The organism is Teredinibacter turnerae T7901 (assembly GCF_000023025.1).
GTDB lineage: Bacteria > Pseudomonadota > Gammaproteobacteria > Pseudomonadales > Cellvibrionaceae > Teredinibacter > Teredinibacter turnerae_B.
In genome coordinates this window covers 4,260,584-4,285,763 of the sequence record NC_012997.1, presented here as the reverse complement: position 1 = coordinate 4,285,763, position 25,180 = coordinate 4,260,584, and the positions used below count along the sequence as shown (strand labels likewise).

At 53.5% G+C, this 25,180-nt stretch carries 21 protein-coding genes; 11 read left to right on the top strand and 10 right to left on the bottom strand.

Translation table 11 applies throughout. From position 1 onward, the window contains the following. Positions 1-47: 47 nt before the first annotated feature. On the top strand, positions 48-782 hold the full coding sequence (locus TERTU_RS17235) for a BamJ family beta-barrel-assembly machinery protein (protein WP_015819545.1): 735 nt from the start codon (positions 48-50) through the stop codon (positions 780-782). A 48-nt stretch (positions 783-830) separates the two neighbouring features. Here the strand turns inward: TERTU_RS17235 and TERTU_RS17230 are convergent, their stop codons facing one another. Continuing rightward, entirely contained in the window at positions 831-2,693 is a 1,863-nt protein-coding gene (locus tag TERTU_RS17230) for a M56 family metallopeptidase (RefSeq protein WP_015820261.1), read from the bottom strand. Position 2,694: 1 nt separating this feature from the next. Then, on the bottom strand, positions 2,695-3,063 hold the full coding sequence (locus TERTU_RS17225) for a BlaI/MecI/CopY family transcriptional regulator (protein WP_015818683.1): 369 nt from the start codon (positions 3,061-3,063) through the stop codon (positions 2,695-2,697). A 343-nt stretch (positions 3,064-3,406) separates the two neighbouring features. Between TERTU_RS17225 and TERTU_RS17220 the strand changes: the two genes are divergently transcribed. Next, positions 3,407-4,399: a hypothetical protein gene (locus TERTU_RS17220; RefSeq protein WP_015819365.1), complete on the top strand. Its 993-nt coding sequence runs from the start codon at positions 3,407-3,409 to the stop codon at positions 4,397-4,399. A gap of 75 nt (positions 4,400-4,474) precedes the next feature. Here the strand turns inward: TERTU_RS17220 and TERTU_RS17215 are convergent, their stop codons facing one another. From TERTU_RS17215 to miaB, 7 genes are all read right to left on the bottom strand, one after another. Then, positions 4,475-5,341 carry a DUF6279 family lipoprotein gene (locus TERTU_RS17215; RefSeq protein ID WP_015817868.1) on the bottom strand — a complete coding sequence of 289 codons (867 nt, stop codon included), beginning with the start codon at positions 5,339-5,341 and terminating at the stop codon, positions 4,475-4,477. 131 nt (positions 5,342-5,472) lie between these two features. Next, on the bottom strand, positions 5,473-7,392 hold the full coding sequence (locus tag TERTU_RS17210; protein WP_015818336.1) for a di-heme-cytochrome C peroxidase: 1,920 nt from the start codon (positions 7,390-7,392) through the stop codon (positions 5,473-5,475). A gap of 197 nt (positions 7,393-7,589) precedes the next feature. Then, positions 7,590-9,149: an apolipoprotein N-acyltransferase gene (lnt, locus tag TERTU_RS17205; protein WP_015819427.1), complete on the bottom strand. Its 1,560-nt coding sequence runs from the start codon at positions 9,147-9,149 to the stop codon at positions 7,590-7,592. A gap of 11 nt (positions 9,150-9,160) precedes the next feature. After that, positions 9,161-10,018 carry an HlyC/CorC family transporter gene (locus TERTU_RS17200; RefSeq protein WP_015818740.1) on the bottom strand — a complete coding sequence of 286 codons (858 nt, stop codon included), beginning with the start codon at positions 10,016-10,018 and terminating at the stop codon, positions 9,161-9,163. 58 nt (positions 10,019-10,076) lie between these two features. After that, a complete protein-coding gene (gene ybeY, locus TERTU_RS17195; protein ID WP_015819033.1) occupies positions 10,077-10,544 on the bottom strand; it encodes an rRNA maturation RNase YbeY in 468 nt (155 codons plus the stop codon). Further along, positions 10,544-11,527, bottom strand: coding sequence for a PhoH family protein (locus tag TERTU_RS17190; protein ID WP_015818183.1), 984 nt, complete (start codon positions 11,525-11,527; stop codon positions 10,544-10,546). The genes ybeY and TERTU_RS17190 overlap by 1 nt, the downstream gene beginning before the upstream one ends. Before the next feature lie 54 nt (positions 11,528-11,581). Further along, on the bottom strand, positions 11,582-12,937 hold the full coding sequence (miaB, locus tag TERTU_RS17185; RefSeq protein WP_015819932.1) for a tRNA (N6-isopentenyl adenosine(37)-C2)-methylthiotransferase MiaB: 1,356 nt from the start codon (positions 12,935-12,937) through the stop codon (positions 11,582-11,584). A gap of 153 nt (positions 12,938-13,090) precedes the next feature. On the opposite strand from miaB, the gene TERTU_RS17180 reads away from it, so the two are divergent. The 4 genes from TERTU_RS17180 (at position 13,091) to TERTU_RS17165 (ending at position 17,475) form a co-directional block, all read left to right on the top strand. Next, positions 13,091-13,402 (top strand): DUF1820 family protein, encoded by a 312-nt coding sequence (locus TERTU_RS17180; protein ID WP_015819632.1) that lies wholly within the window; start codon positions 13,091-13,093, stop codon positions 13,400-13,402. Continuing rightward, positions 13,402-14,157: an alpha/beta fold hydrolase gene (locus TERTU_RS17175; protein WP_015820492.1), complete on the top strand. Its 756-nt coding sequence runs from the start codon at positions 13,402-13,404 to the stop codon at positions 14,155-14,157. Before TERTU_RS17180 ends, TERTU_RS17175 begins: the two co-directional genes overlap by 1 nt. Positions 14,158-14,252: 95 nt before the next feature. Beyond that, a complete protein-coding gene (locus TERTU_RS17170) occupies positions 14,253-17,174 on the top strand; it encodes an EAL domain-containing protein (RefSeq protein WP_041590301.1) in 2,922 nt (973 codons plus the stop codon). After that, positions 17,167-17,475: a DUF3144 domain-containing protein gene (locus TERTU_RS17165; protein WP_015817761.1), complete on the top strand. Its 309-nt coding sequence runs from the start codon at positions 17,167-17,169 to the stop codon at positions 17,473-17,475. Before TERTU_RS17170 ends, TERTU_RS17165 begins: the two co-directional genes overlap by 8 nt. 226 nt (positions 17,476-17,701) lie before the next feature. Here TERTU_RS17165 and TERTU_RS17160 read toward each other — a convergent pair whose 3' ends face one another. Further along, complete coding sequence (locus TERTU_RS17160) at positions 17,702-18,979, bottom strand: aspartate aminotransferase type Ic (RefSeq protein WP_015817195.1); 1,278 nt, start codon at positions 18,977-18,979, stop codon at positions 17,702-17,704. A 542-nt stretch (positions 18,980-19,521) separates the two neighbouring features. On the opposite strand from TERTU_RS17160, the gene TERTU_RS17155 reads away from it, so the two are divergent. The 5 genes from TERTU_RS17155 (at position 19,522) to TERTU_RS17135 (ending at position 25,116) form a co-directional block, all read left to right on the top strand. Next, positions 19,522-20,358, top strand: coding sequence for a hypothetical protein (locus tag TERTU_RS17155; RefSeq protein ID WP_015818507.1), 837 nt, complete (start codon positions 19,522-19,524; stop codon positions 20,356-20,358). 211 nt (positions 20,359-20,569) lie between these two features. After that, a complete protein-coding gene (locus TERTU_RS17150) occupies positions 20,570-21,250 on the top strand; it encodes a YoaK family protein (protein ID WP_015818009.1) in 681 nt (226 codons plus the stop codon). Next, entirely contained in the window at positions 21,247-21,747 is a 501-nt protein-coding gene (locus TERTU_RS17145) for a cupin domain-containing protein (protein WP_015820546.1), read from the top strand. Before TERTU_RS17150 ends, TERTU_RS17145 begins: the two co-directional genes overlap by 4 nt. A gap of 105 nt (positions 21,748-21,852) precedes the next feature. Next, positions 21,853-23,970 (top strand): TonB-dependent receptor, encoded by a 2,118-nt coding sequence (locus tag TERTU_RS17140; protein WP_015820093.1) that lies wholly within the window; start codon positions 21,853-21,855, stop codon positions 23,968-23,970. Between the two features lie 33 nt (positions 23,971-24,003). Beyond that, positions 24,004-25,116 (top strand): PepSY-associated TM helix domain-containing protein, encoded by a 1,113-nt coding sequence (locus TERTU_RS17135; protein WP_015819389.1) that lies wholly within the window; start codon positions 24,004-24,006, stop codon positions 25,114-25,116. Positions 25,117-25,180 lie beyond the last annotated feature (64 nt).

The following is a 25,180-nucleotide window of genomic DNA, read 5'->3' as shown; positions in this document are numbered from 1 at the left end:
CTCGCTCCTGCCGACAGGAACCAATAATAATCAAAGGGTGAAATATTATGCGAAAGTCTATCTTGGCTATGGCAGTGCTCGGTATCGCACTGGCTGGCTGCAAAAATGAGGCGCAGCAAGCGCCGGCCCAACTTTCCTCGGACGAGCAGCGCGAAGCCTACGCTGTGGGCATGTACATTGGTGAGAAGGTTAAAGATGTCGTCGATGAAAATCGTGGCGTAGACCCGAACTTCGATGTCGACCTGTATTTGCGCGGAATTACGGATACAGTCAAAGGCGATATGCAAATGTCGCAAGAAGACGCAAAAACGGTGTTTTTGGCGCTACAAAAAGAAGTTCGTGAGTACAAGCGCGCGGAACAACAGCGCCAGCGAGAAGAAAACCTCGCCAAAGCACACGCGTTTATGGAGGAAAACAAATCCAAAGAGGGGATTCAGGTTACTGAGAGCGGCTTGCAGTATCGGGTACTGAAAGAAGGTGACGGAGAATCTCCAGACAAACTGGATCGCGTATCAGTGTTTTACAAAGGAACCCTGACCGATGGCGCGGTTTTCGATCAGACTGAGCCGGATAAACCTCGTCAGTTTCAGGTGAATCGCCTGGTTAAAGGCTGGACAGAAGCGTTGCAACTGATGAAAAAAGGCGAGAAGATCGAGCTGTTTGTGCCGCCTGAACTGGGCTACGGCAATCAGGACCGCAGCCGCATCCCGCCTAATTCTGTACTGGTTTTCGAATTAGAACTGGTCGATATCGCTAAGCGCGAAGCGCCGAAAAAGTCCTAGCCGTTTGCTTTCCAGCCGCTGGCTAGCGCCCGCGCGCATCGCGTGGCTCTACTTGCGTTGTTGTTCTACCAGTGCTGTTACCTGCTCCGTGTAGGTCGCAGCACTGCCCGCCCAGCTTTCCATCAGCTTTTTGAAATAATGCAGATTGGTCGCCCGGTTCGCGACCGAAGGCCCGCTGCTGGCATCTTCTGTATTGCGGTGATCCTCCAGTGTCATAAAGGTTGCGCCATCAGGTGCCTTTAGCGCCATGCGGATACCGGCTTGCCCCGCTTGCGCGATGATAGTCTGCTTTATTCCCGGGGTTTCTGGGGCAAAAATATAGAGATCGATTAACGCAGCCTGTAAGTGGATGGCGCCAGAATCTTTGCTATCCACCACCGTCCAACCCTCCGCGCGAAATGCCTTTTGCAGGGATTTTGTCAGCTCGGCCGCATAGGTTCGCGAAATTTGTTCCTGATAGCTGGTCGAGGTTTTTGCCTGGAAGCGTTTTAACCAGATATCGGCGAAATGCACGGCGACGGGCTCGATAGCGATCTTCCGTGCAAGTGGCAGGTTAAACGTTTCTGCCAGCATCAGTTCATTAAATTCCGGTACTTTCACCGGGCTGAGTGTGGGCGCGCGCGCTTTGATTGCCACTTCAGGTTTAGGCATTGGCGCCTGTGCCAGTTGCAAGTGCTGATAATGCCGCGCAGCGGTTTCTGCAACGGGTGCTGCTGGTGGTACAGCCCTCGGCTCCGCTATAGCACTTGTGGCCTGTGGGGCAGCGACGGGTGCGGCTTGGGTGGTCGCGATCCGCTGCACTGCGGCAGGTTCGTTTGCGGTAGGGAGTGGTTTGGCCAGGAGTGGTTTGGGCAATTCAGCCGTCGCAGTCGCAACGGTTAATGCGGTGCTAGCGTTTGGTGTTGCTACAGCCTCGCGGGGCGCGATGTCGGCGGCATTCACATTTATGGCGATGGCAAGGCCCGCCGCACAGCACACGGCTGAGAGCCGCTCTGCGATGCGCGATTCCCCCGCTGCCGGCGTGAACAGGCGTTGTATCCGCGCCAGCAGCAGATTTTTGCGGCCTCGCGCAGCGAGCACGGCCCGTTGGTGCAGATTGATTTCGGCGATATTGGCGAGGCCAGCAGCAAAGTGCTTGGGGTTGCCACAGTAGGTGATGGCGATATCGTCGCAGGCGTTTTCGCGCTCCTGATCGATCTGGCGGCAAATCCACAACACGGCTGGATTAAAAAACAGCAGATGGCGGAAAACGCTCTGCAGCAAATTCACCAGATAATCGTGGCGGCGAATATGCGCTAACTCATGTAACAGCAGTGCTTCCAGTTGCTCCCGTGGCAGTTGGGTTAGCAAGCCCAGCGGCAACAGTATGACCGGGCGCCAGTGACCCATGGTGCAGAGACTGGATACTGCCGGGGACTCCAGTAAGCGAACCGTTTGTTTTATTGCCAGCGTATTGCGCAGCCCATCGGTGATGACCTGCCACTCGTTAGCGGTAGGTACCGCCTGAACACGAAGCCGCCAACTGTAGGCGATATTTGCGAGATCAGCCAGCGCGTGAATGACAAATCCAACCAGCCAGCAGATCACAAGGGTGTGTAGATGCGGATTAAGCGCACTGTACGTTTGGTGCCAGATACCGTTGGTTTCCAGCAAGTTTACGCCAACAACATCGATTTGCGCGCTGACTGCACCATTAAACAACTGCCAAAAGCTGGTGGCCAATACTGAAACACAAGCGCAGAGCGCGAAACAACTCACCAGGTAGCGAACCCGTGCTGATCGTGCTTGATTAAAATGCAGCCAGGCTGCGAGCAGCAGTGCCACCATAGCGGATTGCCACAGGGAGTGGATCAGCGCCCATGCGGCCGCATAGATAAGGTTTGGGTCGAGCATTGATTGGAGAGTGGCCATGTCAGTTTTCCTCCAGGTTTTGCAAAAAATTCCGGATCTCCGCGAGTTCTTCGGGTGAAACGGCTTGGGAACCCAGTAGTTGCATTACCATGCGGCTGCGAGATCCGTCGAATGTCGACTCCACAAAGCGTGACAGCAGGGTGTTTTTGGTTGCATCTTCCGCAATTGCTGGCGCGTAAACGTGGCTGCGCCCTTCGCGGCGGCGTTGTAAAAGACCTTTCTGTTCCATCACCTGCATGGCTTTCAACGTGGTGGTGTAGCCGATGTCCTTCTGTTGGGACAAAAGCGCATGCACATCCGGCACACGGGCTTCGCCCGATTTCCAAAGGATATTAAGAATTTCCAATTCCGCTTGGGTTGGTGTTATCACTGGGTGATTCCTCGCTTACTACGATAAAGCTCGTAGTTAAGTTTGTACGATGGTTGTCGTAGTTGCAACAGATGTTTTCCATAATTACAAAATAATGGCGCATAAATTGGTGCACTCTGTGGTCTAGTAGAGTGGGAGAGATAAAATTTGGTGCAATTATTACGGTAAAGAACTAATTGTGTTCGTTAAAGCCATTGGAAATGTGAGGCAACTCTGCGGTCTTTAGCTTAATCTTGTCTCTATTAGGTGCGTTTTTGCTGAGAAGACAAAAAAGATAATTTTGGCCCTAGTAGTGGTATGAGGGTTGCTAAGCTCCTTGCAATGTTAACAATGTAGAATTTCGATGAAAGAGAAGTCTTCACTGACTGTGGAACCGGAGATTGATTTGTCGGCCCTGGACGACCTGACGATTGAACAGCTAGCAAATGAAGAGGCCCTCGGCAGCTTTTGCCTGGCGTTTCGTCAGCGCGAAGACGTGCTCAACTTAATCCACCAGATCAACTTGTTGATCAAGGCCGTGCAACGCCGTCGTGGTTTGAGCTTGGGTTTACTGGCTGGCGAGCAAGCTTTCCGCAATCGGTTTGAACAATTACAAAGTCAGCTGGCTAACGGTCTTGCGACCCTCGAGTGGTTTGCTAAAAATACTGGGGATCTGCTCTCTCCTCGCGAGAAAGAAAATCTGCATCTGGCATGGTCTACCATCAGTCATAACTGGGAAGAAGACCAGCTCAGCGATAACTTCGAGCTGCACTCGCATTTTATTGAGCAGTTACAAAGCATGCTGGTGTCACTGGCGCGTCAATTGGAGCCGCCTCTGGTGCCTCAATTGATCGAACAGGGCGACGACGACAGCAGTTATCCACAACAGTTTAAGAAAATTGAGGTGCTCAATTTTGTCGCCCGGCAGCTGCCGGAGATGATCGAGCAGATTGCCAAGGTGCGCGGGCTTTCCGTGTATGCGGCTTCGCTGGGTAGCGTCGATTTCTACAATGACCGCAAGTTGCGCTTTTTGTTGAAATACGCGCGTGAGCAAAGCGATAAGTTACGCCATCAGGCGGAGCGCATTAATGAATTGCTGAACAACAGTTTCCGCTCGGTAGGCGACCTCAAGAACCTGGAATTGAAACTGCTCTACTTGTTGAATACGGTAGAGCAGGATGTGCTTTCAGGGCGTGAGATCAAAACCAGCAGTCAGCAGTTTTTTACCCTGGCAACTGAAATTATCGACGTGTACTGGACTGTGGTAAACGATGGTTTGATGCTGTTGCGCCGTTGGCACTTGAACGATCTGGAAGCATGGCAGTCGCTCTCTCACAAGGAAGCCTCTGATCTATAATCGTTAGGGCCTTTTTGTTAAACTCTTTTTGTTAAGCCCCTTTTCGTTAGGGCCTTTAACCGTTGATGTCAGGTGCTAGTTCGCGCCTGACATCTCGTGAAAATCTTCGCTGAACCGTTCCACACGTGCAATGAATCGGGCGCGTTGTTTCCCTTCAAGCCCATTGAGTAGATCGGCGAGAAACTGATAAGACTTCTCCTGATTTTCATCCACGATTCTCTCCAGCTCCGGGTTCCAGTGGTCGGTGTGAACGAAAATAAGTTTGCGCAGACCGGTTTCCAGTATTTCCCGGTTGTCTCTTTGTGCTAGTACCTCTGCCAGCTCCTCACCCCAAATTTCCTGCTGCGCCAGGGTTAACTTCTCATAGGGCACCAGGCCTTTGCTCCAGTCGAGCATGGCGGCTTCCTGCTCCTTGCTGAACCAGCGAATCACCAGGTTGAGGTTACTTTCGAGCTCCTTCACTCGGGCAGCATGTAGCTCCTCAGTGCTGACATCGATATATTTTTTTCGGTAGTCCGCCCTGTCTTCGGCGATGCTGGCCAATAACTCTTCCACTTGCTCGTCACTGAGGCTCGCGGCTAAATCTACCAGCGAGGGCATCAAGTGCTCAATGCAGGTATCCAGATACACCTGTAACTGATCCACTTCGGCGTGCATCTGATTTCCTGTAAGCGGAGCCTGTTCGTAGCGGTTTTTAAAGCCGGCCATGTAGGAAGAATAGAGTGGCAACTGGGTGGTTCTGTGCCACCGGTGGAACTCTGCCATTTCCTCTTTCAGCTTGTTTTTTTGCGGTTTATCCAGCTGGACATACTTTTCGAGTGTCCAGACCAGCGCAAAATCCAGATAGTGGTAAGCGATTTTGGTGGCGCAGCCATTCAGTAGGAACAGAACGGCGACGGCGAGCAGCAGCCGTTTGGCAATACGTGGGCAGTAATGACGCATGATCATCCGTGGGGTTTTGAGGGTTCCCCCGGATTATAACGGGAAAGTCTTACGAGTCTGTAACCGAACAGTAAACAGGTAGCGGAGAGCGGAGGTGATATAGAAATCTTACTCCGCAATCCGCTTGGGCGCTAAAGCGTTTTCAGGTACTCCACCAAAGCCCAGCGGTCTGCTTTGGAAATAGGCGGCAGCCACTCCAACTGGGGTTTGCCATTTTCGTCCAGAATCGGACGATTGGCAGCATCCAGGCGTAACACTGGTGTTTTGCCCGCCGCATATTCGTGGCCTGCGTTGCTGTTACTTGGCAGACGCGTGTTGAACACGAATAAGCCTGGATATTCAGCCGCTGAGCGTTGGACGTAGCCGACCTTGTCCGGATCAAATTCGCGGCTGCCCACGGTGAACTCGACAGACCGGCAGGTTTCCCCCGGCGTTACCTCGCCAGCTAACAGTGCTTCACTGTCGCATTGCGGTAGAAACAGCTCGTAAAGGTTGGGTACCGAGCCATTGTGGAGATAGGGCGCGGTCGCCCAAATACCATTGAGAGGTCGCCCCTTGTATGCGCGCAGATAGGTTGGAAATGCGTCGCTGGCGAGAAAATCCAACTGGCGTAAGTCGTCGGGGGCCGGATTTTCGCGCACCGCCGTTATCACATCATACAGACGCTCGAACAGGCGGCGTATATAACTTTTGTCCGGGTCTGGCTGCTTCACAATCCCCTCTCCGGCGGTGACCAGCATGGGCAGAACGGATGTTTTTTCCGGGTAGCGCGAGCCTATGGCGTCGACAAACTTCTTGGGTGTAGCGCGCTCGTAGAAGTATCCGGTTTTCCCCTGGTAGGCGATAGCATTGTCGACGGCTGTGGAGTCTGTGCCAATCAAGTCCAAGCTGGCCATTTGGGCAAATACCTGTCGTTTGGGATCGTCCCGGATAATCGCCTGGTGGCATTGGTGGCACCTGTACTCGACAAAGACTTCTTTGCCGCGAGCGGCGAGGGTCTCGTCGACCGGGGGCAAAATATCGGCGGGCCAGACCGGGGAATAGAGTTTTGCCAAATGGTGTTCGAGACGCACAATGTTGCGCACATCCACGGAGGATACATAGCCTTTGCTGCGGGTTTCACGGCTTAGATCCATGGAGCCGAAAACTCCCATGACTTCCCCCACGTTGCGCCCGAGTGCGCCGGTTTTGGCATTGGCGCCAACACCGTTCCACTGCACATAGTCGTGTTGCGGGGTGTCCCACAGGAAGGGGTAGCTCACTGGTGCATTGGCAGGGTTGAAGTTGAAATCGTCCGGTGTGAGCTGGTGCAACACCCGATTGTAGATGCGCCCGAAGGCATCCAGCCGGCCGTAGCCGTAGGCCACCAGTTGCGGGCCGTGCAGCGGCGCGTTGATGTAGTTATAGGCCTTGCGCCGTTGATGGGTTTCGTCGAGTAGCGCACGCAGCTCGTCGCTGCCTTCGGGGTAGTGCTTGCCGAGTACATTTTTGGCAAGCCGGGTGAATTTTTCGTCGTCTTCCAGCGATGCCAGTAACGCGGCTTCCAGCCCGTGCATAAACCCATCCATATCGGCCAGGGGAGGTGCCCCGTCAATACGAATGCCCAGGCCTTGATAGTTCAGCTGGCTGGTGTGGCAGGCGGCGCAGGTAAACCCCATGTATTCGCGGCCGAGGTAGGTGTCCTTCACCATGCCAACGGGCAGACCGTCCGGGTTATCCTTGGTGGGGTTTTGCACCAGGTAGCGATAGTGGCGCATATTTTCGTCTGAGCGAAACAGGCTGCGACTGTCGGCTTGCTCGAGATAGAGAAAAATGTCGTATGGCAGCAGGTCGGAACCCTGGGTAGTGTTGTAAAACCACAAACTGTCGGCTGGCCCCCAGTTTTGCTCCAGGTAGACGATACGGTTGGCGTGATCGCCAAACAGATCTTCGCCTGCGGCTTGCGCACCGCGTGTTTCCGGCGCCCATACGCCTTGTGTTAAGTAGGTACAGCCATTGAGCAGCGTACAGGTGGCTGCGATTGTTAGCACACGGAGAAAGCCTTTTTTCATCCTTGAGGTGTCCTTGGCGATAGGGGTGAGTGTTTACCGACAATTAGCCTGGCATAGGCGTGCGACAACTCAAGTGTCACGGCAAAATCCTATGCTGCGGTCGAGAAGCTTCTGGATGTTTTTACCTGAACTCAGGCGACAGATTTTTCGCAACCGGGCCAATTAACCCTAGTTAGCAAAAGGGAGGTGTGCAAATGTTAACGTGCGAAAAGAATGCGTTTGCCAAAGCTCGCCAGGCCCAGCAGGAATAAGCTCAACAGCACGATGGGCCAGGACCCGGTTTGAGTAAATGGCGTGGAGCCATGCATGCGATACACATGGCCGCGCAGGCTTTGTGAGATGAATTGCTGGCCACTTGCAATTGTGCGACCGCGCGGATCGATTATGCCGCTAAGTCCGGTATTGGTGCCGCGGATAACGTAGCGGCCGGTTTCCAGCGCGCGCATTTGCGCCATCTGGTAGTGCTGTAGCGGGCCGATGGAATGGCCAAACCAGGCATCGTTGCTGATGGTGACTATCACTTCTGCACCGTTCAGGTTGCTGGCAACCAGATCCGGGTACACAACTTCATAGCAGATGTAAGGTGCAACGCTGTAGTCACCAACCTGCAAGCCAGTCTGGTTGGCCGGGCCGCGATTGATCACCGAATTGGGGAGATCGAAAAATGCGATCAGCCCGCGCAGCCATTTTTCCAGAGGCATGTACTCGCCAAACGGTACCAGGCGCTGTTTAAAGTACATGTTGTGTGCAGTGCCGAGCCCGAGAATCGCGTTGAAGTATTTATCGTGCTCTATGTCGTCGAACAGCAGGCCGCTTATGAGTGCGGTGTTTGTGTCCTGCGCGCGGGTTTCCAGTTCATCCAGCAGGCCTTTGGCGTCGTGATAGAGATAGGGAATCGCCGCTTCAGGCCACAACACGATGTCTGACTGCCACTCCGGTTCGGTAAGATCCAGCAAGGTGCGTACGATCTGTGGCCGGTACAGTGGGTTCCACTTCAGTTCGAGGGGAATATTTGGCTGTACCAAGCTGACTGTCAGCTGGTCGGTGTCGTTGTGATGGGTCCAGCGCACCTGCTGTAATACAAAACCAGCTCCCCACAGCAGAGTGCAGATTCCCGTGAGGACCGCACCGAAACGCCAGTCAAATTTTTGCGCCTGCCAAAATGGACGCGCACGGTGGCCGATAAACCCAATCGCCGTCGCGGTAAACACCGCGGCAAAACTGACAGCATATACCCCGCCGACCGGCGCCCAGCCTGCCAGGGGGCTGCCAATATGGCCATAGCCGAGATAGAGCCAGGGAAAGCCCGTGAGAAACCAGCTTCTCGACCATTCCCCGAGCACCCAAATAGCTGGAAACACCAATAATAGGGCCACAGGCGTGATTGTTTGCCAGCGCCGATAGGCGAGAAACGGCAATGAAAACACCAGTGCGAGGAATGCGACAAATACCGCGGTCATGAGTGCCGCGAGAAAGGCGCCGGTGAATCCGAAATCGTGAATACTGACATACACCCAGCTTACGCCGCCGCCAAACATGCCGAGCCCAAATACAAAACTTCGCCACCACGCGCGCTTGTTGGGCAGCCCTGGCAGCAGGTGAGCAAAAACTGCCACACCCAGAAGCCCGACCATCCACAGGTCGAACGGGGCGAAATTAAGCGTTAGTAGAGCGCCAGCGACAAACGCGAGAATATCAGCCGGCCAGCGGCGGGGAGGCGCGGGTCTGGCGGCCGCAATAGGGTGGGCTGAGAGCATCGCGCGGCGGGTTAATCGGTGTGGCGGGTGGCACGCACCAAATGTATCTGGCGCCCGTCGGAGAAGAGTACGCGAAAGGTAAACTCGCCGAGAGTCACCGTCTCGTTGCGGCTGGGCATGTGACCAAATGCCTGGGTAATAAGGCCGCCAATGGTATCGAACTCTTCGTCGCTGAAGCCGGTTTTAAAGTAGAGATTAAAATCCTCGATGGGGGTGAGTGCCTTGAGGATGTAATCGCAATCGGAAACCTGACGGATAAACTCTTCGTTGTCTTCATCGGTTTCATCTTCGATATCGCCCACGATCTCCTCGAGAATATCCTCGATGGTCACCAGGCCGGAGATGCCGCCATATTCGTCGATCACCAGCGCCATGTGATAGCGCTTCTCGCGAAAATCTTTAAGCAGCACATTCAGTCGTTTGCTCTCGGGGATAATATTCGCTGGGCGCAGTACGGATTTAAAGTCGAAACCCTCCTGGCCCTGCAGAATCAGCGGGAGCATATCTTTAGCGAGTAAAATGCCCTGTACGTCGTCGCTGGACTCACCAATGACAGGGAAGCGGGAGTGGCCACTTTCAATGACTTTCGGGAGAAATTCTTCGGGGGTTTCGTTGGACTTGATTACCACCATTTGCGAACGGGGAATCATGATTTCGCGGACTTGCAGATTCGCGACGTCCAGCGCGCCCTCGATAATGTTCAGTGCTTCCTGATCGACCACCTTGTTTTCGGCGGCACCTTTGATGATGTCCAGGAGTTCGTCGCGGGATTTGGGTTCACTGGTAAAGCTGGGGAACATGCGTTCGAGCCAGGATCGGGATCGTTGTTCGCTACCTGAGGAGCTACTCGACGAGGGGTCTTCCGACATGTTAACTAAATTCTCCGAGAGGGATTAGAACGGTGAGCACGCGCCCGACCTGTAAAAATTATTGTTCATAGGGCGGGGGAAAGTCCAGTGCCTGCAAAATTTTGGTTTCCAGAGCTTCCATGGCATCCGCCTCATCGTCCTCAATATGGTCGTAACCGAGTAAATGCAAGCAGCCGTGCACAACCATATGTGCCCAGTGCGCGGCGGGTGCCTTCGCTTGTTCTTCAGCTTCGCGCGCAACAACCTGCGCGCAGATCACCAGGTCGCCTAAAAGTTCGATGTCGACGCCTGGAGGCAAGTCGGCGGGAAACGACAGCACATTGGTGGGTGAGTGTTTACCCCGATAGGTGCTGTTGAGTTCCTCGCTTTCGCCCTCGTCCACGATGCGCACACAAATATTGGGTTCGGTAAAGGTTGCCGGCTGGCTGGCGAAAACCGCGTTAAGCCACGACAGTAGGTCACGCTCATCGGGCATTGCGCTCGTTTCCACTGTGGAGGCGTTCTGGAAATCCAGTTGAATGTGCATTAGTCGCGGTTGTCGTTGCCTTCAGCTCGGTCGTACGCCTCGACGATACGCTGCACAATCGGGTGGCGCACAACATCTTTAGCAGTAAAAAAAGTAAAGCTGATGCCTTCTACGCCGTCCAGAATGCCAATCGCATGTTTCAGGCCGGATGCCTGGCCCCGGGGCAGGTCAATCTGCGACGGGTCGCCGGTGATAACGGCGGTCGAGCCAAAACCAATACGGGTCAGGAACATTTTCATCTGTTCGCGTGTGGTATTTTGGCTTTCGTCGAGAATAACGAACGAATTGTTCAAGGTGCGGCCGCGCATGTACGCCAAAGGAGCGACCTCAATCACATTGCGTTCAATAAACTTGGCGACCGTTTCGAAGCCCAGCATCTCGTAAAGAGCGTCGTATAGGGGGCGCAGGTAAGGGTCGACTTTCTGCGACAGGTCCCCCGGCAGGAAGCCGAGTTTTTCACCGGCTTCCACTGCAGGCCGGACCAGCAGAATGCGCTCGATTTCGTCTTTGAGCAGGGCTTCCACAGCGCAGGCCACGGCCAGATAAGTCTTGCCGGTGCCCGCCGGGCCAATACCGAAATTAATATCGTTGGTGCGCACTGCAGCAACATAGCCCTGTTGGTTGCCACCACGGGGTTTGACGGTGCATTTTTTGGTGCGGATGATGCTGATCGCGTCGAACGCTTCTTTAACATCCGTTGCGGTGGGAGAGTCCATGTTGGATTCCTGTATCGCCAGGTGTACTTCGTCGGGTGTGAGTTCGCGCCCTTCGGCGGTAAGCGCGTAAAGCTGTTCGATCACCGCGGCAGCGGACGCATAACCTTCGCCGTGAATGCGGTAGACGTTGCCACGGCTGAGTATTTGTACGCCCAGGCGCTTTTCGATTTGTTTGAGGTGGCCATCAAACTGGCCGTTCAGGTTAGCCAGGCGACGAGAGTCGCTGGGCTCCAGCGTGAGGCTGGTAAAGTCGCTTGTGTCAGTCAAGTTGAGTAATACGCCAAATTACGGGAGTAGGGCATAGCCTACTCCAAAAAGAGGTCAATCATCCAGCTCAGACCCCAACAAAATTCCACGCAGGGAATTTGGCAGCGCCTCCTCGATAAGCACATCGGCAAACTTGCCAATGAGTTCCGCCTGGTCGCAACGGAAATTGACCACCCGGTTGTTTTCCGTGCGGCCGGAAAGCTGCCCCGGGTCCTTCTTGCTATAACCGGTCACCAGCACCCGCTCGGTGTTGCCCACCATTTTGCGGCTGATGTCCTGCGACTGCTGATTAATCCGTTGCTGCAACAGTGCCAGGCGCTGCTTTTTCACTTCCTGCGGAGTGTCGTCTTTCATATCCGCGGCGGGCGTACCCGGGCGAGAGCTGTAGATGAAGCTGAAGGACATATCGAAGCCGATATCGGCAATCAGTTTCATTGTGGCTTCAAAGTCCGCATCGGTCTCGCCGGGGAAACCCACGATAAAATCGGAGGAGAAACAGATATCCGGGCGCGCCTGACGGATGCGACGCATTTTGGATTTGTACTCAAGTGCCGTGTGGCCGCGCTTCATCGCCATGAGGATACGGTCCGAACCGCTCTGCACCGGTAGGTGCAGGTGGCTGACGAGCTCGGGGACTTCAGCATAAACGTCGATCAGTGAGTCCGTGAACTCTACCGGGTGTGACGTGGTAAAGCGGATGCGGTCAATTCCATCGATTTTGGCGACCAGGGTGATCAATTCGGCGAGATCGACAACGCCATCCGGGCCGTCACCGCGGTAGGCGTTTACATTCTGGCCCAACAGATTGATTTCGCGCACGCCCTGGCCTGCCAAATGCGCGCACTCTTTGAGTACGTCGCGGGCGGGGCGGCTGACCTCCTCACCGCGGGTGTAGGGCACCACACAGAAGGTGCAGTACTTGGAGCAGCCCTCCATCACTGAAACAAACGCTGTGGCGCCGTCCGCTTCCGGCTCTGGCAGGCGGTCGAACTTTTCAATTTCGGGGAAGCTGATGTCCACCACCACAGCGCCGTTTTCGCGCGGGGTTTCGATCATTTCCGGCAGCCGGTGCAGGGTTTGCGGGCCAAAGATGAGGTCGACAAACGGCGCGCGCTTGGCGATGTTTTCCCCTTCCTGGCTGGCCACGCAGCCACCTACGCCAATAATCAGCTCCGGATTCTTCTCCTTCAGGTGTTTCCAGCGCCCTAACTGGTGGAACAGTTTGTCCTGGGCCTTTTCCCTGATCGAGCAGGTATTTACCAGCAGAACATCCGCTTCGTCGGGGTTGTCGGTAGGCACCATCTGGTGAGAGGCGCCGAGTAGATCCTGCATTCGCGCGGAGTCGTACTCGTTCATCTGGCAACCGTGGGTTTGGATAAACAGCTTTTTAGTAGTAATTTCTTCAGACATTCAGCTTGCAGCTCAAAAAGTGAGCGCGCATTATAGCGATAGGTTTTTGCCATCTCTACTGATTTCGGGGCTTGAAAAAATCTCCGGTGATGCCATATTCCCGCAACGTTTCCGATCAATCGAGGCGCTAGCGCCCAGGACAGTACCATTCACGTGTATAAAGTCGTTTTTTACAACCGCAACCAACTGTACGAAGTATACGCCCGCGCAATTTTTCAAAGCGAGATGTACGGTTTTATCGAAGTTGAAGAATTCGTGTTTGGCGAACGCGCCAAGCTGGTCGTCGATCCCGGCGAAGAAAAACTCAAAAATGAGTTTGCCGGAGTTAAACGGTCGTACATCCCCATGCACAATATCGTGCGTATCGATGAAGTTGAGAAAGAAGGCCCCGGCAAGGTGGTTGATGTTAAGGGTTCCGATAACGTCCGGCCATTTCCGTTTCCTTCCCCCACCCCGAACGATTAATGTCGCTTTACTTCAAGCAGGCGGGTGAAGGCCCGCCTCTGGTTTTGTTGCACGGGTTGTTCGGGTCTCTGGAAAATCTGGGCATGATCGCCCGCCTGCTTGCACCTAATTACACGGTGTATTCTGTTGACCTCCCCAACCACGGGCGCAGCGGGCATACCGATCAAACCAATCTGGCGCAGATGGCGCAAGCTGTGGCCGAGTGGCTGGAGCAGCAGGCATTGTCGCAGGTTCGCCTGTTCGGTCACTCGCTCGGCGGCAAGGTGGCTATGGAACTAGCTCTGTCACAACCGCAAACTGTTTCTCATTTGGCTGTAGCCGATATCGCGCCAGTGCAGTATGGGTCGCACCATACCGACGTGTTTGCCGGGCTCAACGCGCTGAATATCGACGCGCTCACGAATCGTGGTGAAGCCGATAAGGTGCTCGCACAGTATGTGCCCGAGGCTCCAGTGCGCAGTTTTCTGTTGAAGAATCTGGTGAAAGAGGGTGCCGGTTATCGCTGGCGTATGAATCTACCTGTGTTGCAGGAATGTTACCCGGCAATGTTGGTGGCCAATCGCGAGGGGGTGTACCAGGGGCCGACGCTGTTTTTGAAAGGCGCCAACTCAGACTACATACAACTGGCAGCCAAAACGCCAATCTTAAGCCGTTTTCCCGGCGCGCAAGTTCGAATTATCGCCAACACCGGCCACTGGCTACATGCGGATAAACCGGAGTTGGTCGTCCGGACGCTGGAGAAATTTTACGCCTGACGCTGTCGCCTTATTCAACAAATAGGGCAAAATGTTAAACTGTGAGCAAGTTCGCGTTCGCGCTTACACCCAGTTTTTCATTTCAGCGATTATTCATGCAAATAGCCGATCCGCTTTTTTACATTTCCGGAGGTTTTATCGCCTTCGCCGGCTTGATGGCGTTTTTACTCGCGAGAGTCGGGTTCTCTCCGCGCCTGTTCAGCTACTTCGCCCTTCTTTGTGGTGCTATCGCCAGTTTTCAGTTTGCCACCGCGGCGTATCTGGCGGCGAACAGCTTTTCTTCTGCGGTTGCAGCCCTGCACTGGCAAACGGCGAGCCTCGCCTTCGTGATTCCGTTAGGTGTGGGTTTTGTATCCTTGTATACGGGGTTTGGCCATCATCGCAAAGCGCTTTCGCTTGGTGCTGTCGTGGGGGTGGCTTTTCTGGTGCTCGACCATTTGTCATCCGCGTCGATACGTTTTGTCGGGTCCGTTCATTTCGAGACGTTTGTGACGCCGTGGGGCGAGAGCTTGCACCGCATCCAGGGCAGTATGGGGTGGCAGGGATTCAGCCTCTACATGGTAGGCGTGGTGTTCTTTTTATTTTGTGTTCAGCGTGGCTGGGCGCTTTGGCACAACCACGACTCGCGCGCACTCTTTTTTAACAGCTACGTGGTGATCCAGTTTGGCTCAGTTGCTTACGGGGTAGTGGTCGATTTCGGCCTCGCTGATTCGTTCAAAATCATCGGGTTCGGATTTTTAGTTTTGGTGCTGCTGGTCACCACCAGCATGATGGTTGAAATTCGCAGTTTGCTGGCTGAATTGGGGACGTCGAAGAAACAGCTCAACCTGGAGCGCAGCGCGAGCGAAGTATTAAAGGTGAACCAACAGCGATTGTCTCAAGTGGTCGCACTTTCACCGCACAGCATCCAGCTGGTTGATACCAATGGCAAGCTGTTGCAACAGAACCGCACCGCAGGTCAGCTTTGGGGGCACACGCTGCAATTGGGCGACAACCTGTTCACCCTTGCTCCCTGGCGGGAGCTGCGGTTGGTGGAACTGGTTGCGAGTGTCATCAACCGTGGAGAAATGCTGGAGCGGGTACTGGAGGTGGGTGCGGAAAGCTTCCGCGAGTGCGACCACAATCGCTGGGTCCGTTTTAAAATTTTTCCGGTAGTGGGCCGCCTGGGGCGACGCGACAGTGTGACCTTAATTGCGGAAGATATCACGCGCGAACAGTCGGTGGAAAACACGCTTAAAACGCTGGCCGCAGGCGCGGCCGGAAACGGGGATTTCTTTGAGTTGATTTGTGCTCAGGTACAGCAGATGTTTCACGCAAAGTGCGTGTTTCTCGCTCAGTACAATCCGGATGACGATGGCGGAAGCTTCGAAACACTTGCGGCAAACCTCGGTGGCAAACCCATGGAGGATTTTAGCCTGGCAGCGCACACCGGCTTGCTGGAGGAGGTGTTTCAGGGATACACCGCCAAGATCAACGGTGGTTTGAGTGCGCGCTACCCGGCGGATGCGTTTATCCAGACGTATGAGTTGGAATCCTTTATGGGGATTCCTCTCTACGATGACCTGGCTCAGGTGATCGGCTGTATGGCGATTTTAAATGATCGCTCCATGGAGAGCCGCACCGATATTCAACCGATTCTGGCGTTGATCGCCGACCGCATCGCCGCAGAGATGCAGCGTTTGGACGCGGAATCCCGCGTGCGTCGTATGGCGTACGAAGACTATGTCACTCGCCTGCCCAATCGCGCGTCTCTGCATGAGCACCTCGCCAAAGTTGTGCGCGACTGTGCGGCTAACGACTGGGGTGCAACGGCCTTTTTTCTGGATCTCGATCACTTTAAAACTATTAATGAAGCGCTTGGTCACGATGTTGGTGACGAGGTATTGCGACTGGTCGGGTTGCGGTTGCGCGACCATTTTGCCGATTCCTGTTTTGTGGCGCGCGCCGGTGGCGACGAGTTTGTACTGGTGCAAACCTCGCAAAGCAGCGACATCAGCGCGCTTTCCATTGATGTGCAGGCGAACAAAGTCATTAACTTGTTATCCAAGCCGATCATGCTGGGTGAGCGTACGATTTCCATCGGCACCAGCGTGGGGGTCATTATGATTCCGAAACACGGCAATACGATTCTGGATATTATGCGACGCGGCGATTCCGCCTTGTTCAAAGCGAAACAAGCCGGGCGCAACTGCTATGCGGTGTACGATCCCCGTATGCAAAAAAGTATTGAAGAGCGCATGCAAGTGGAAAAGGGTTTGCGTATTGCGCTTGAACAAAACCAGTTTGGAATTTTCTACCAACCAAAGGTCGATGCCAGCGGCAGAGTGGTGGGGGCAGAAGGGTTGGTGCGTTGGAGCCACCCAGAGCATGGTTTTATCTCGCCGTCGGTATTTATCCCGGTAGCGGAAGAGACCGGGCTGATCCACCTTATAGGCGAGTGGATTATGGAAGCCATCGCCGGAGATCTGGTGCGATGGCAGGACATGAAAATTGAACCATTCGGTGATATCGCGATTAACATCTCTGCATGGCAATTCGGCCGCGCGGATTTTATTGAAAAAACGCTGGCCGGTATTCGGCTTAATAATATCCGCGTGGAACAGCTTTCCATCGAAGTTACCGAAACGGCAATTTTGGGTGATATGGGCACCACGCGGGTTAAGCTCAATCAACTGCGCAACGCGGGTATTTCTGTGATGCTGGACGATTTTGGCACCGGCTATTCGTCGCTGGCGTATCTGAAAGATCTTCCCCTGGACGGGTTTAAAATTGACCGAACCTTCGTAGAAGGTTTGGGCGACGCGCAAGCGGAACCCCTGGTGCGATCAATGTTGTCGATTGGTAAGCATATGCGACTGAAAGTTGTCGCAGAAGGCGTGGAGAGTAAGGAACAGTTTGATAAACTCAAAGCTATGGGATGTAAACTGTTCCAAGGCTATTTGTTCGCCAAACCCATGCCCGTCGATGAATTTTTGATGTGGGTAAAAAATAATTTAGAGGAGCATCGCTATGAGTGAGCTAAGCCCTGAAGAGACCCAATTCTGGGATGCCGTTGATGCCTTTATCGATACGGCCAACCGCGAGGCGGATAACACAGACCCGGGAATTATCAGCTCGGCCATTCTTTATGCCGCTGCGCGCTTCAGCGCATTTTATGTGGCGAGCTTTGCAGAGTCGCGCAAGGATTTTATCGAGGACAGCGAAGAAACCATTCGCCACTACTCCGAAGAATTTCTTAAACTCATGCAGGAAAATATCGCCGATTACGGTGAAAACTTTAAAGTGTATATGCGTGAGGATGAAGAGCCGCAGGCGTAACAGTGCTATTTAAGAGGGCGCAGTTAGCTGTTGAGGGCAACAACGAGACTGAATAAATCGCCCAGCGAATAAACAACTACAGCGGGACTATTCGTGAAAGCACTGACCCAATAAAAATACTGACCCAGTAAAAGCACTAACCCAGTAAATGCACTGATCCGTAAAAAACTGACCTACGGATAGAACGAAAAGCCGGGCTTCCTAAGAGGATGCCCGGCTTTTTAATTTATGCCGCCAGTGCCTGGCGAACGGAGGCGAGTTTTACACAGGTGACGAACACTTTCATGGCCTCGTCTACCTGAGCAACGGTAGGAACAGTCGGGGCAATGCGAATATTGGCGTCTTGCGGGTCGTTGCCGTAGGGGAATGTCGCACCGGCTGGCGTCAGTTTTACGCCTGCTTCGCCAGCCAGTTTTACCACTTCTTTTGCGAGCCCGGGGCGGGTATCGAAAGAGATAAAGTAACCGCCATCAGCAGATTCCCATTGACCGAGGTCGTTGTTGCCAAAGGCTTCTTCCAGGTGTGATAAAACACTCGCAAAACGCGGTTTAATAATTGCCGCGTGCTTTTCCATATGCGCCTTCAGTGAACCGGGTGCAGCGAAAAACTTAGCGTGGCGCAACTGATTGATTTTGTCCGGACCAATAGTCATAAAGCCCAGGGATTTTTTAAAGCCCGCGAGATTGGCCGAACTGGCAGCCATAAACGCAACACCAGCGCCGGCGAACGTAATCTTTGAGGTAGACGCAAACTGGAGCACGCTGTCTTCGGTGCCCGCGGCTTTACATGCGTCAAATATGCTGGCAAGCGCTACGGGTTCTGCGGAAAGGTCGTGGACACCATAAGCGTTGTCCCAGAACACGCGGAAGTTTGCCGCTGCGACCTTGCCGAGAGCGGCGATGCGCTGCACTGTCTCATCGCTGTATACCACGCCGGTGGGGTTGGAGTACTTGGGTACGCACCACATTCCCTTGATGGCGTGATCTTCTGCCACCAGCTTTTCCACCACGTCCATATCCGGACCGTTAGCCGTCATTGGCACGGTTACCATTTCAATGCCGAGGTGCTCGCACACCGCAAAATGTCGGTCATAACCTGGAACCGGGCAAAGGAACTTAACGGTGCTTTCTTTACTCCAAGCGGAATCTGCGCCATTGAGGCCAAAAAAGTAGGCGACGGACATGGCTTGGTGCATGAGGGTGAGGCTGCTGTTGCCGCCGGCGAGCACGTTTTCGACCGGAGCAGTAAGAATTTCGGCGCCAATCGCCTGAATCTCAGCAATACCGTCCAGGCCGCCGTAATTGCGCGTGTCGGTGCCGTCAGCCGTTTTGTAGTCACCGTTCAAAATACCGTCCATTGCATCCGAGAGGCTGAGCTGTTCGGAAGAGGGTTTGCCTCGGGTAAGATCCAGATTCAACTGCTTGGCCTTAATGGCTTGATATTCGGCAGCCAGATCTTGTTCCCATTGGGCGAGCTGTTCTTTGGATGCGCTGTTGAGTTCCAAGTGATTCCCCTTTACTGGTTGATAAGTTGGCGGTGAGCAGCGAAAGCCGCTGCTAAATCCGGGGCGGGATTATACCGACAGCCCGTTCAGAAAGCAGCTTACACAGCTTGACTTGAAGCGGGAAATTGCAAGTTTTCGCATGTTTTATAGCCACCTTTGCGGCGTCGGGCGGTAGTTAGAAGCGTCGCCGCAGGCCTGTTTGCTGGGGTTACTTTTTCTCGGGGCTTCCTGTTACGGTGCATAGCTCGAACTAAAACGGTGCCGGGCTATATGGTAAAGGCTACACGGCTGGAGCATTCACGGCCCAGTGTTAGCTCTGTCACACTCCTTGCTAATTGCCAAGGAGGGGTTTTGCCGCCGTTTATCCGGTGGGCGGAGGCCAAGCCGGTATGCATCTATAGTGAATGAATCGGTGGAGTATATTTATGAGTGTGATGGCGCATATAATTATCTATTGGCTTTAAAGTTGCCTATTTGTGTCTGTCGTGTGTAGTTAGGGAGATTTAGTATGTCGATAGGGTGCCGTCTTGGTTGACCAGTCAATGCAAATCTGGCTTTCCATTTTTATTCCCTTGTTAGTCTTACTTCTGTTGGTAAGTGGATACGCCCATCACCGCAAATTGCGCTTTGCCCGACAAACTGAGGGCTTGGCGGTGGTGTTTCGCCTGCGTCAGTTAATGGCGTTGTTTCAGGATCACCGGGGTCTGAGCTACAGGGTCGGCAAGGGCGAAGCGGGTCTTGAGCGCGCGTTGCAGGAGCAAGAGGTCAAGATCGCCCATTACGTCGAACAATTGCAGCCACTGCTCAAGTCTGATCATCGCCAAGGTGCGCATTTTCGTGAATTGACAAACCATTGGCAGCGCCTGCAGGCAGCGAACCTGGAATTGGAGTTGCGTAGTAATTTCGATCAACACAGCCGGCTTGTGGCTTCAACTCTTACGCTGATGGAAGATATTTTTCATATCTGTCGGCTCACCACCCAGACGGATGCGGCTCGCGAACGCTCCTGGTATAAGGTTATGCGGGTAGCCGAATGGATCGGCCAGGTGCGAGCGCTCGGTGCCGGTGCCATCGTGGGGGGCACCCTGTGGGGCTCCGACAAAGGCCGCCTTCTTACCTTGCATAAGCAGTTGCACAGGAGTGTCGAGGAGATGGTTGCGCTTGGGGTAGAAACCCGCGTGATGATTGAACTACTGGACAGACTGGAACAGGTGGTGATCCCCGAGCGTTTTGACGGTGAGAGCGCGGAAGCTTTTTTTGCATTGGCTACCCACGCTATGGCGCCGATGCGCTATGTGTTCGACCGCTATATGGAGGAGTTGGCGTCGAGCCTGGGTAAGCTGGACTTTCAACAAGTGGCGCCACGCGGGCGCGCCTGAACAGGTATCGCCTCAACGTCTACCCTTCGGTCTCTTGATGCTTGAGTAATCCTCTATATACACTCCGCCAACGCGCTACTCTTGATGAATCATTCGCGCTAATCTTCGCTACCAAACTGAGTACGCTTCCGTTAAACCGATTCGTGCTGAACCGGTACATTCATGTTCCAGTGCTTGCCGACCTAGGCGGCTTTTCCAAGGAGAACCCATTGTGATTTCAACCCTGCCCCGTTGGATTGAGTTTGGTGCGTTTGTGCTCGCGCTGGTGGCAGGTTGTGTGAATGCAATCGGGTTGTTGAGCTTTGAGCACCAGGCAGTTTCCCATGTATCCGGCACCGCGACACTGCTAGGGGTTCAGCTCAGCCTATGGCATTTGGCAACGAGTATTCATCTGGTCGGTGTCCTGCTGGCATTTATGGTGGGTGCGGCAATTTCTGGCGTATTGTTGCACGGCGCTAAGCTTCAGCTCGGCCGTCATTACGACACCGCATTGACTATCGAAGCCATATTATTACTTGCGGCATTACTGCTGTTATCGGCAGACGTTTATGCGGGTGTTTTTTTAGCGTCTATTGCCTGTGGCTTGCAAAATGCGCTGGCCACAACATTCAGCGGTGCGGTGGTGCGAACCACGCATTTAACCGGTATTTTCACCGATTTGGGAATTATGCTTGGCGGTGTTTTACGCGGTGAGCGGTTGGACAGGCGCAAAGCGAAACTCTTCAGCCTTATTATTGTAGGCTTTATTGCAGGTGGTATGGTGGGCGCGTATTTGCATCGCAAGCTGCATTTTCTTGCGCTATTTTTCCCCGCCCTTGTTTGCTTACTACTGGCGTTGCTTTATCGTTTGCTGCTACGAAATCCCAGTGCTGACAAGCGAAAAGTCCAATGAATGAATCACCAGAATCCGTACCAAACATTGTTCGCAATGCGGCTTCCCTTGCGAGAAAAGCCCCCCTCGTTTCCCATCCGCTCAACGGCGCGGCACAGCGCAAAACCGTATCGCTTGGCGACCTAACCCGCCTGAGTAAAGTCGGTATTCATTTGAATGTAGTGGCTCCAGGCGTAACCACCACGGAGCCTCACCGCCATGAATTTGCCGATGAATTTATGTTTATTTTGCAAGGTACCGCCGAAGTTCAGTTGGGTGATGAGATACACACTTTAACGAGTGGTGATTTTATTGGCCTTCCCGCGCGCGGGCCTGCGCACGCTTTTACCAATACCGGGGGTACGGAACTGATCTACCTCGTGGGCGGCAACCGCCCGGACTTCGATGTGTGTACCTACCCGAATCGCGAGCAGCGTCTCTATGTTTATCAATCCGTAGAGGGGAGAGTGAAAGATTGGGTGCGTAAAGGTACGCTCGAAAATGATAACGCTGAGTAGGGTCTCCCTATAAATCGTTAATAACAAGCTAGACGCAGTTGAGAATCATTATCACCAATGCTAAGGTGGCGGCTCTTTCATTCAACCTTAGTAAGAGGTGTATAGATGTCTTCTACTGGATTACGTGCCGATTGTACGCTCGTTGGTTTAGTCGCAATCGCCACCAGTGCTGGTGTGTTCGCTGCCGACGGACCGACAAAGCTGGAAGAAGTTGTGGTAACGGCAAGCCGGATAGAAAAGCCGCTGAGCGCGATTCCTAATACGGTCACGATCATCAACAATGTCGACCTGCAGCAGCAACTCTCCATTCAGAATGATATCTCTACAGTGCTGGGGAATTTGATTCCCAGCTTCTCGCCGTCGCGCCAGAAAATGACCAATGCCGGCGAGTCACTTCGCGGGCGCAAGCCGCTTTATTTAATCGACGGTGTGCCCCAATCCAACCCTTTGCGCAACGGCGGGCGCGATGGCCACACCATCGATCCCTCCGTATTGGAACGGGTGGAAGTATTGCACGGCGCTAATGCGATCCATGGCATGGGGGCCGCCGGTGGAGTTATTAATTTAATTACCAAGCGGCCTACGGAGGATTTATCGCAGCACATTAAAGTGGATACCGGGTTGCAGGCGGAAGACCCAGCCGAAAGCGCCGATTACGGCCTGAGTTACAGCGTTTCGAACCGCATTGATCAGTGGGACATTCTTGGCAGTGTGAGCTACCGGGCGACGGGTATGGGGTACGATGCGAATGGCGAATTAATTGGCGTAGACAATACTCAGGGCGATACTATGGATTCCCAGTCGCTCAATTTATTCGTTAAAACCGGCTACAACTGGCAGGATCAGCGCCTCGAATTAATGGTTAACCGTTACGATATTGAAAGCAATCACGAGTGGACTTCGGTTGCAGGCGATGTCGATGCCGATATCCCAACCACGGCAGAAAAAGGCGAAATTCCTGCAGAAGGTGCCCGCAACCGGGTAACTACAACTAGCTTCAGTTACGAACACAATGCGTTTTTGCATCACCGGCTGCGCTTGCAGTTGTTTAATCAGGATTTTGAAGCAACCTACGGGGCCCAGATCGAACCGATTGCGACATTCCAGGACCCTGCATACGGCTCGGATTTAATCGACCAGTCGCAAAATAATTCAGAAAAAAAGGGACTGAAATTTACCCTGGTAAAAGACAGCGTTGCGGGGCTACCCGTATCTGTGGTGTACGGGTTCGATTTGCTTGAAGACAAAACCTGGCAAGCACTTATTCAAACCAATCGTACCTGGGTACCGGCGACCACTTACAATAATTCTGCCCCCTTTATACAGGCGGAGTTTACCGGTATTGAACATGTAACTTTATCTGCGGGCGTGCGCCATGAATCCTCCACGCTGGAAGTTGACGACTTTACCACCCTGTACCGTTACGGCAGTCAGTTTGTGCGTGGTGGCAAGCCGAGCTTTTCCAAAACCCTAACCAATGTGGGTGGCACTTACCAATTCGCCGAAGCCTGGCGAGTATTTGCCAATTATTCAGAAGCCTTTTCCATGCCCGATGTCGGACGGGTGTTGCGCGGCATTGATACTGCCGGTGAAGACGTCGAATCGTTTTTAAACCTGCAGCCAATTCTTACCGAAAACACTGAGCTTGGGCTTGAGTTTGATAACGGAACGATTAACTCTCAGCTGAGCTACTACAGCTCCAACTCCGATTTCGGTCAGCGGTTACAGCGTGGGGACGATGGGATCTACACAGTGAAACGCGAAAAAACAGATGTGGACGGGCTTGAATTTCAATTCGGTTGGGCAGTAAGCAATAACGATCAACTCGGTGTTCGCTATGCGCAGGCAGAAGGGCGCTATGACTCTGATCAGGACGGCAAAGTCGATTCCGATCTCGATGGAACAAATATTTCTCCCGACCGCGTCAACCTCAGTTGGGACCGCCAGTGGAATGCCGGTATCCACTCGCGTTTGCAAGTCAGCCGGTTATTGGATCGCGAAGTTAAAAACAAGGAAGGTGAAATCACCAATGAATTTGAGGGCTACACAACCGTCGATTTTAATGTGGATTTGGCGGTATTGGCCGGCACCCTAACCGTTGCAGTACAAAACCTTACCAACGCAGACTACTACACCTACTACTCCCAGAGCACACCAAACGATTTGCGTAATTTTAAGGGCCTTGGGCGCAGCGTGAGTTTGTCTTACCAGCGTAAATTCTAAAAAGTTTCCAGGGTAGCAATACACGTTTATTTAATGCAGCAAGCAAAACGCAAAAAAAAGCGGCCATCCGGTTTATGGCAGTGGCACCTCTGGTTTGGCCTGGTCGCCACGGTACCGCTATTGCTCGCTGCGGTGAGCGGTGTGTTACTGTTATACCAAAAGGAACTTGTGTGGTTAGTGGTTACGCTCGGCGCACACATAGAATCTGACAGGGATTCCCACGCAGACGCACAAACATTGCAAACTCTGGTGCAGGAATATGCATCAGGGGCAATGATCAATATTAAAGCGCCGAGTAGGGTCGAACCGTATTGGACAATTCGAGAAGACCATTCGCTCACACTGTTAAATACCGAGTCGCTCGAGCCCTACACTCGGCATAACTGGTTGTTGGATGCGTTTGCCGTTGTGCGCGAACTGCACGTGCACTTGCTTACGTCGGTCGTGGGTGAATGGCTGTTATTGATCAGTGGTTTAGCAGCGCTATTTTTATGCGTGAGCGGAATTATTTTGTGGTGGCCCGGGCGCAAAGCCTTTCGCTGGCAGTGGATCACCCCGAACCCTGTTCGTCGCTCGCACTATTTGCACTACCACCGCCACCTGGGAGCTTTGATCAGCCCCGTACTGTTGGTGGTTTTGCTCACTGGTGCGGTCATGCTGTGGCAGAAACGGGTGCAGCCGCTGCTGCCGCCACAACCGGTTAGTACCTTCTCAACAGCACCAAAGGACGTATTGCCTTTGACCATCGCCGAGGCGATGAGTCTGGTTCAACAAATTTACCCCAACGCGCGGCCGACCTATATTCGAGCGTGGGCCGATGGCGACGGTCGCCAGTTGAGGGTGCGTTTTCGGTTAGCAGACGAGTGGCACTTAAACGGCCGTACAACAGTGTGGGTGAATCTCGATTCCGGTATTGTATCTGGCACCGCTCGGTCAGATAAGGTGGGCGAGGCCCGCAAGCTGGTAAACCAGTTGTACCCTCTGCATTCCGGGTACGGAATGGATTTTATCTACCGCACACTTGTGCTTCTTTCCGGGGTAGGATTTTGCTGGGTACTCTGGACAGGCTTCATGCACTATATTAAACGGCAACTTTCACGAAAGCGGCGACATTCCAATACGCCCTCCAAACCGCACCCCTTTTAAATTGGCAATGAAAGTTGCGAAGTTAATAGGCTGGGCAGGAAGCACCGCCATTGCGCGATGGGAA

Excerpts from the sequence above, each read along its gene's own strand:
- TERTU_RS17235 (WP_015819545.1), top strand. The coding sequence starts at position 48 with ATGCGAAAGTCTATCTTGGCTATGGCAGTGCTCGGTATCGCACTGGCT.
- TERTU_RS17230 (WP_015820261.1), bottom strand. The coding sequence starts at position 2,693 with ATGGCCACTCTCCAATCAATGCTCGACCCAAACCTTATCTATGCGGCC.
- TERTU_RS17220 (WP_015819365.1), top strand. The coding sequence starts at position 3,407 with ATGAAAGAGAAGTCTTCACTGACTGTGGAACCGGAGATTGATTTGTCG.
- TERTU_RS17215 (WP_015817868.1), bottom strand. The coding sequence starts at position 5,341 with ATGCGTCATTACTGCCCACGTATTGCCAAACGGCTGCTGCTCGCCGTC.
- TERTU_RS17210 (WP_015818336.1), bottom strand. The coding sequence starts at position 7,392 with ATGAAAAAAGGCTTTCTCCGTGTGCTAACAATCGCAGCCACCTGTACG.
- lnt (WP_015819427.1), bottom strand. The coding sequence starts at position 9,149 with ATGCTCTCAGCCCACCCTATTGCGGCCGCCAGACCCGCGCCTCCCCGC.
- TERTU_RS17200 (WP_015818740.1), bottom strand. The coding sequence starts at position 10,018 with ATGTCGGAAGACCCCTCGTCGAGTAGCTCCTCAGGTAGCGAACAACGA.
- ybeY (WP_015819033.1), bottom strand. The coding sequence starts at position 10,544 with ATGCACATTCAACTGGATTTCCAGAACGCCTCCACAGTGGAAACGAGC.
- miaB (WP_015819932.1), bottom strand. The coding sequence starts at position 12,937 with ATGTCTGAAGAAATTACTACTAAAAAGCTGTTTATCCAAACCCACGGT.
- TERTU_RS17175 (WP_015820492.1), top strand. The coding sequence starts at position 13,402 with ATGTCGCTTTACTTCAAGCAGGCGGGTGAAGGCCCGCCTCTGGTTTTG.
- TERTU_RS17170 (WP_041590301.1), top strand. The coding sequence starts at position 14,253 with ATGCAAATAGCCGATCCGCTTTTTTACATTTCCGGAGGTTTTATCGCC.
- TERTU_RS17165 (WP_015817761.1), top strand. The coding sequence starts at position 17,167 with ATGAGTGAGCTAAGCCCTGAAGAGACCCAATTCTGGGATGCCGTTGAT.
- TERTU_RS17155 (WP_015818507.1), top strand. The coding sequence starts at position 19,522 with ATGCAAATCTGGCTTTCCATTTTTATTCCCTTGTTAGTCTTACTTCTG.
- TERTU_RS17145 (WP_015820546.1), top strand. The coding sequence starts at position 21,247 with ATGAATGAATCACCAGAATCCGTACCAAACATTGTTCGCAATGCGGCT.
- TERTU_RS17140 (WP_015820093.1), top strand. The coding sequence starts at position 21,853 with ATGTCTTCTACTGGATTACGTGCCGATTGTACGCTCGTTGGTTTAGTC.
- TERTU_RS17135 (WP_015819389.1), top strand. The coding sequence starts at position 24,004 with ATGCAGCAAGCAAAACGCAAAAAAAAGCGGCCATCCGGTTTATGGCAG.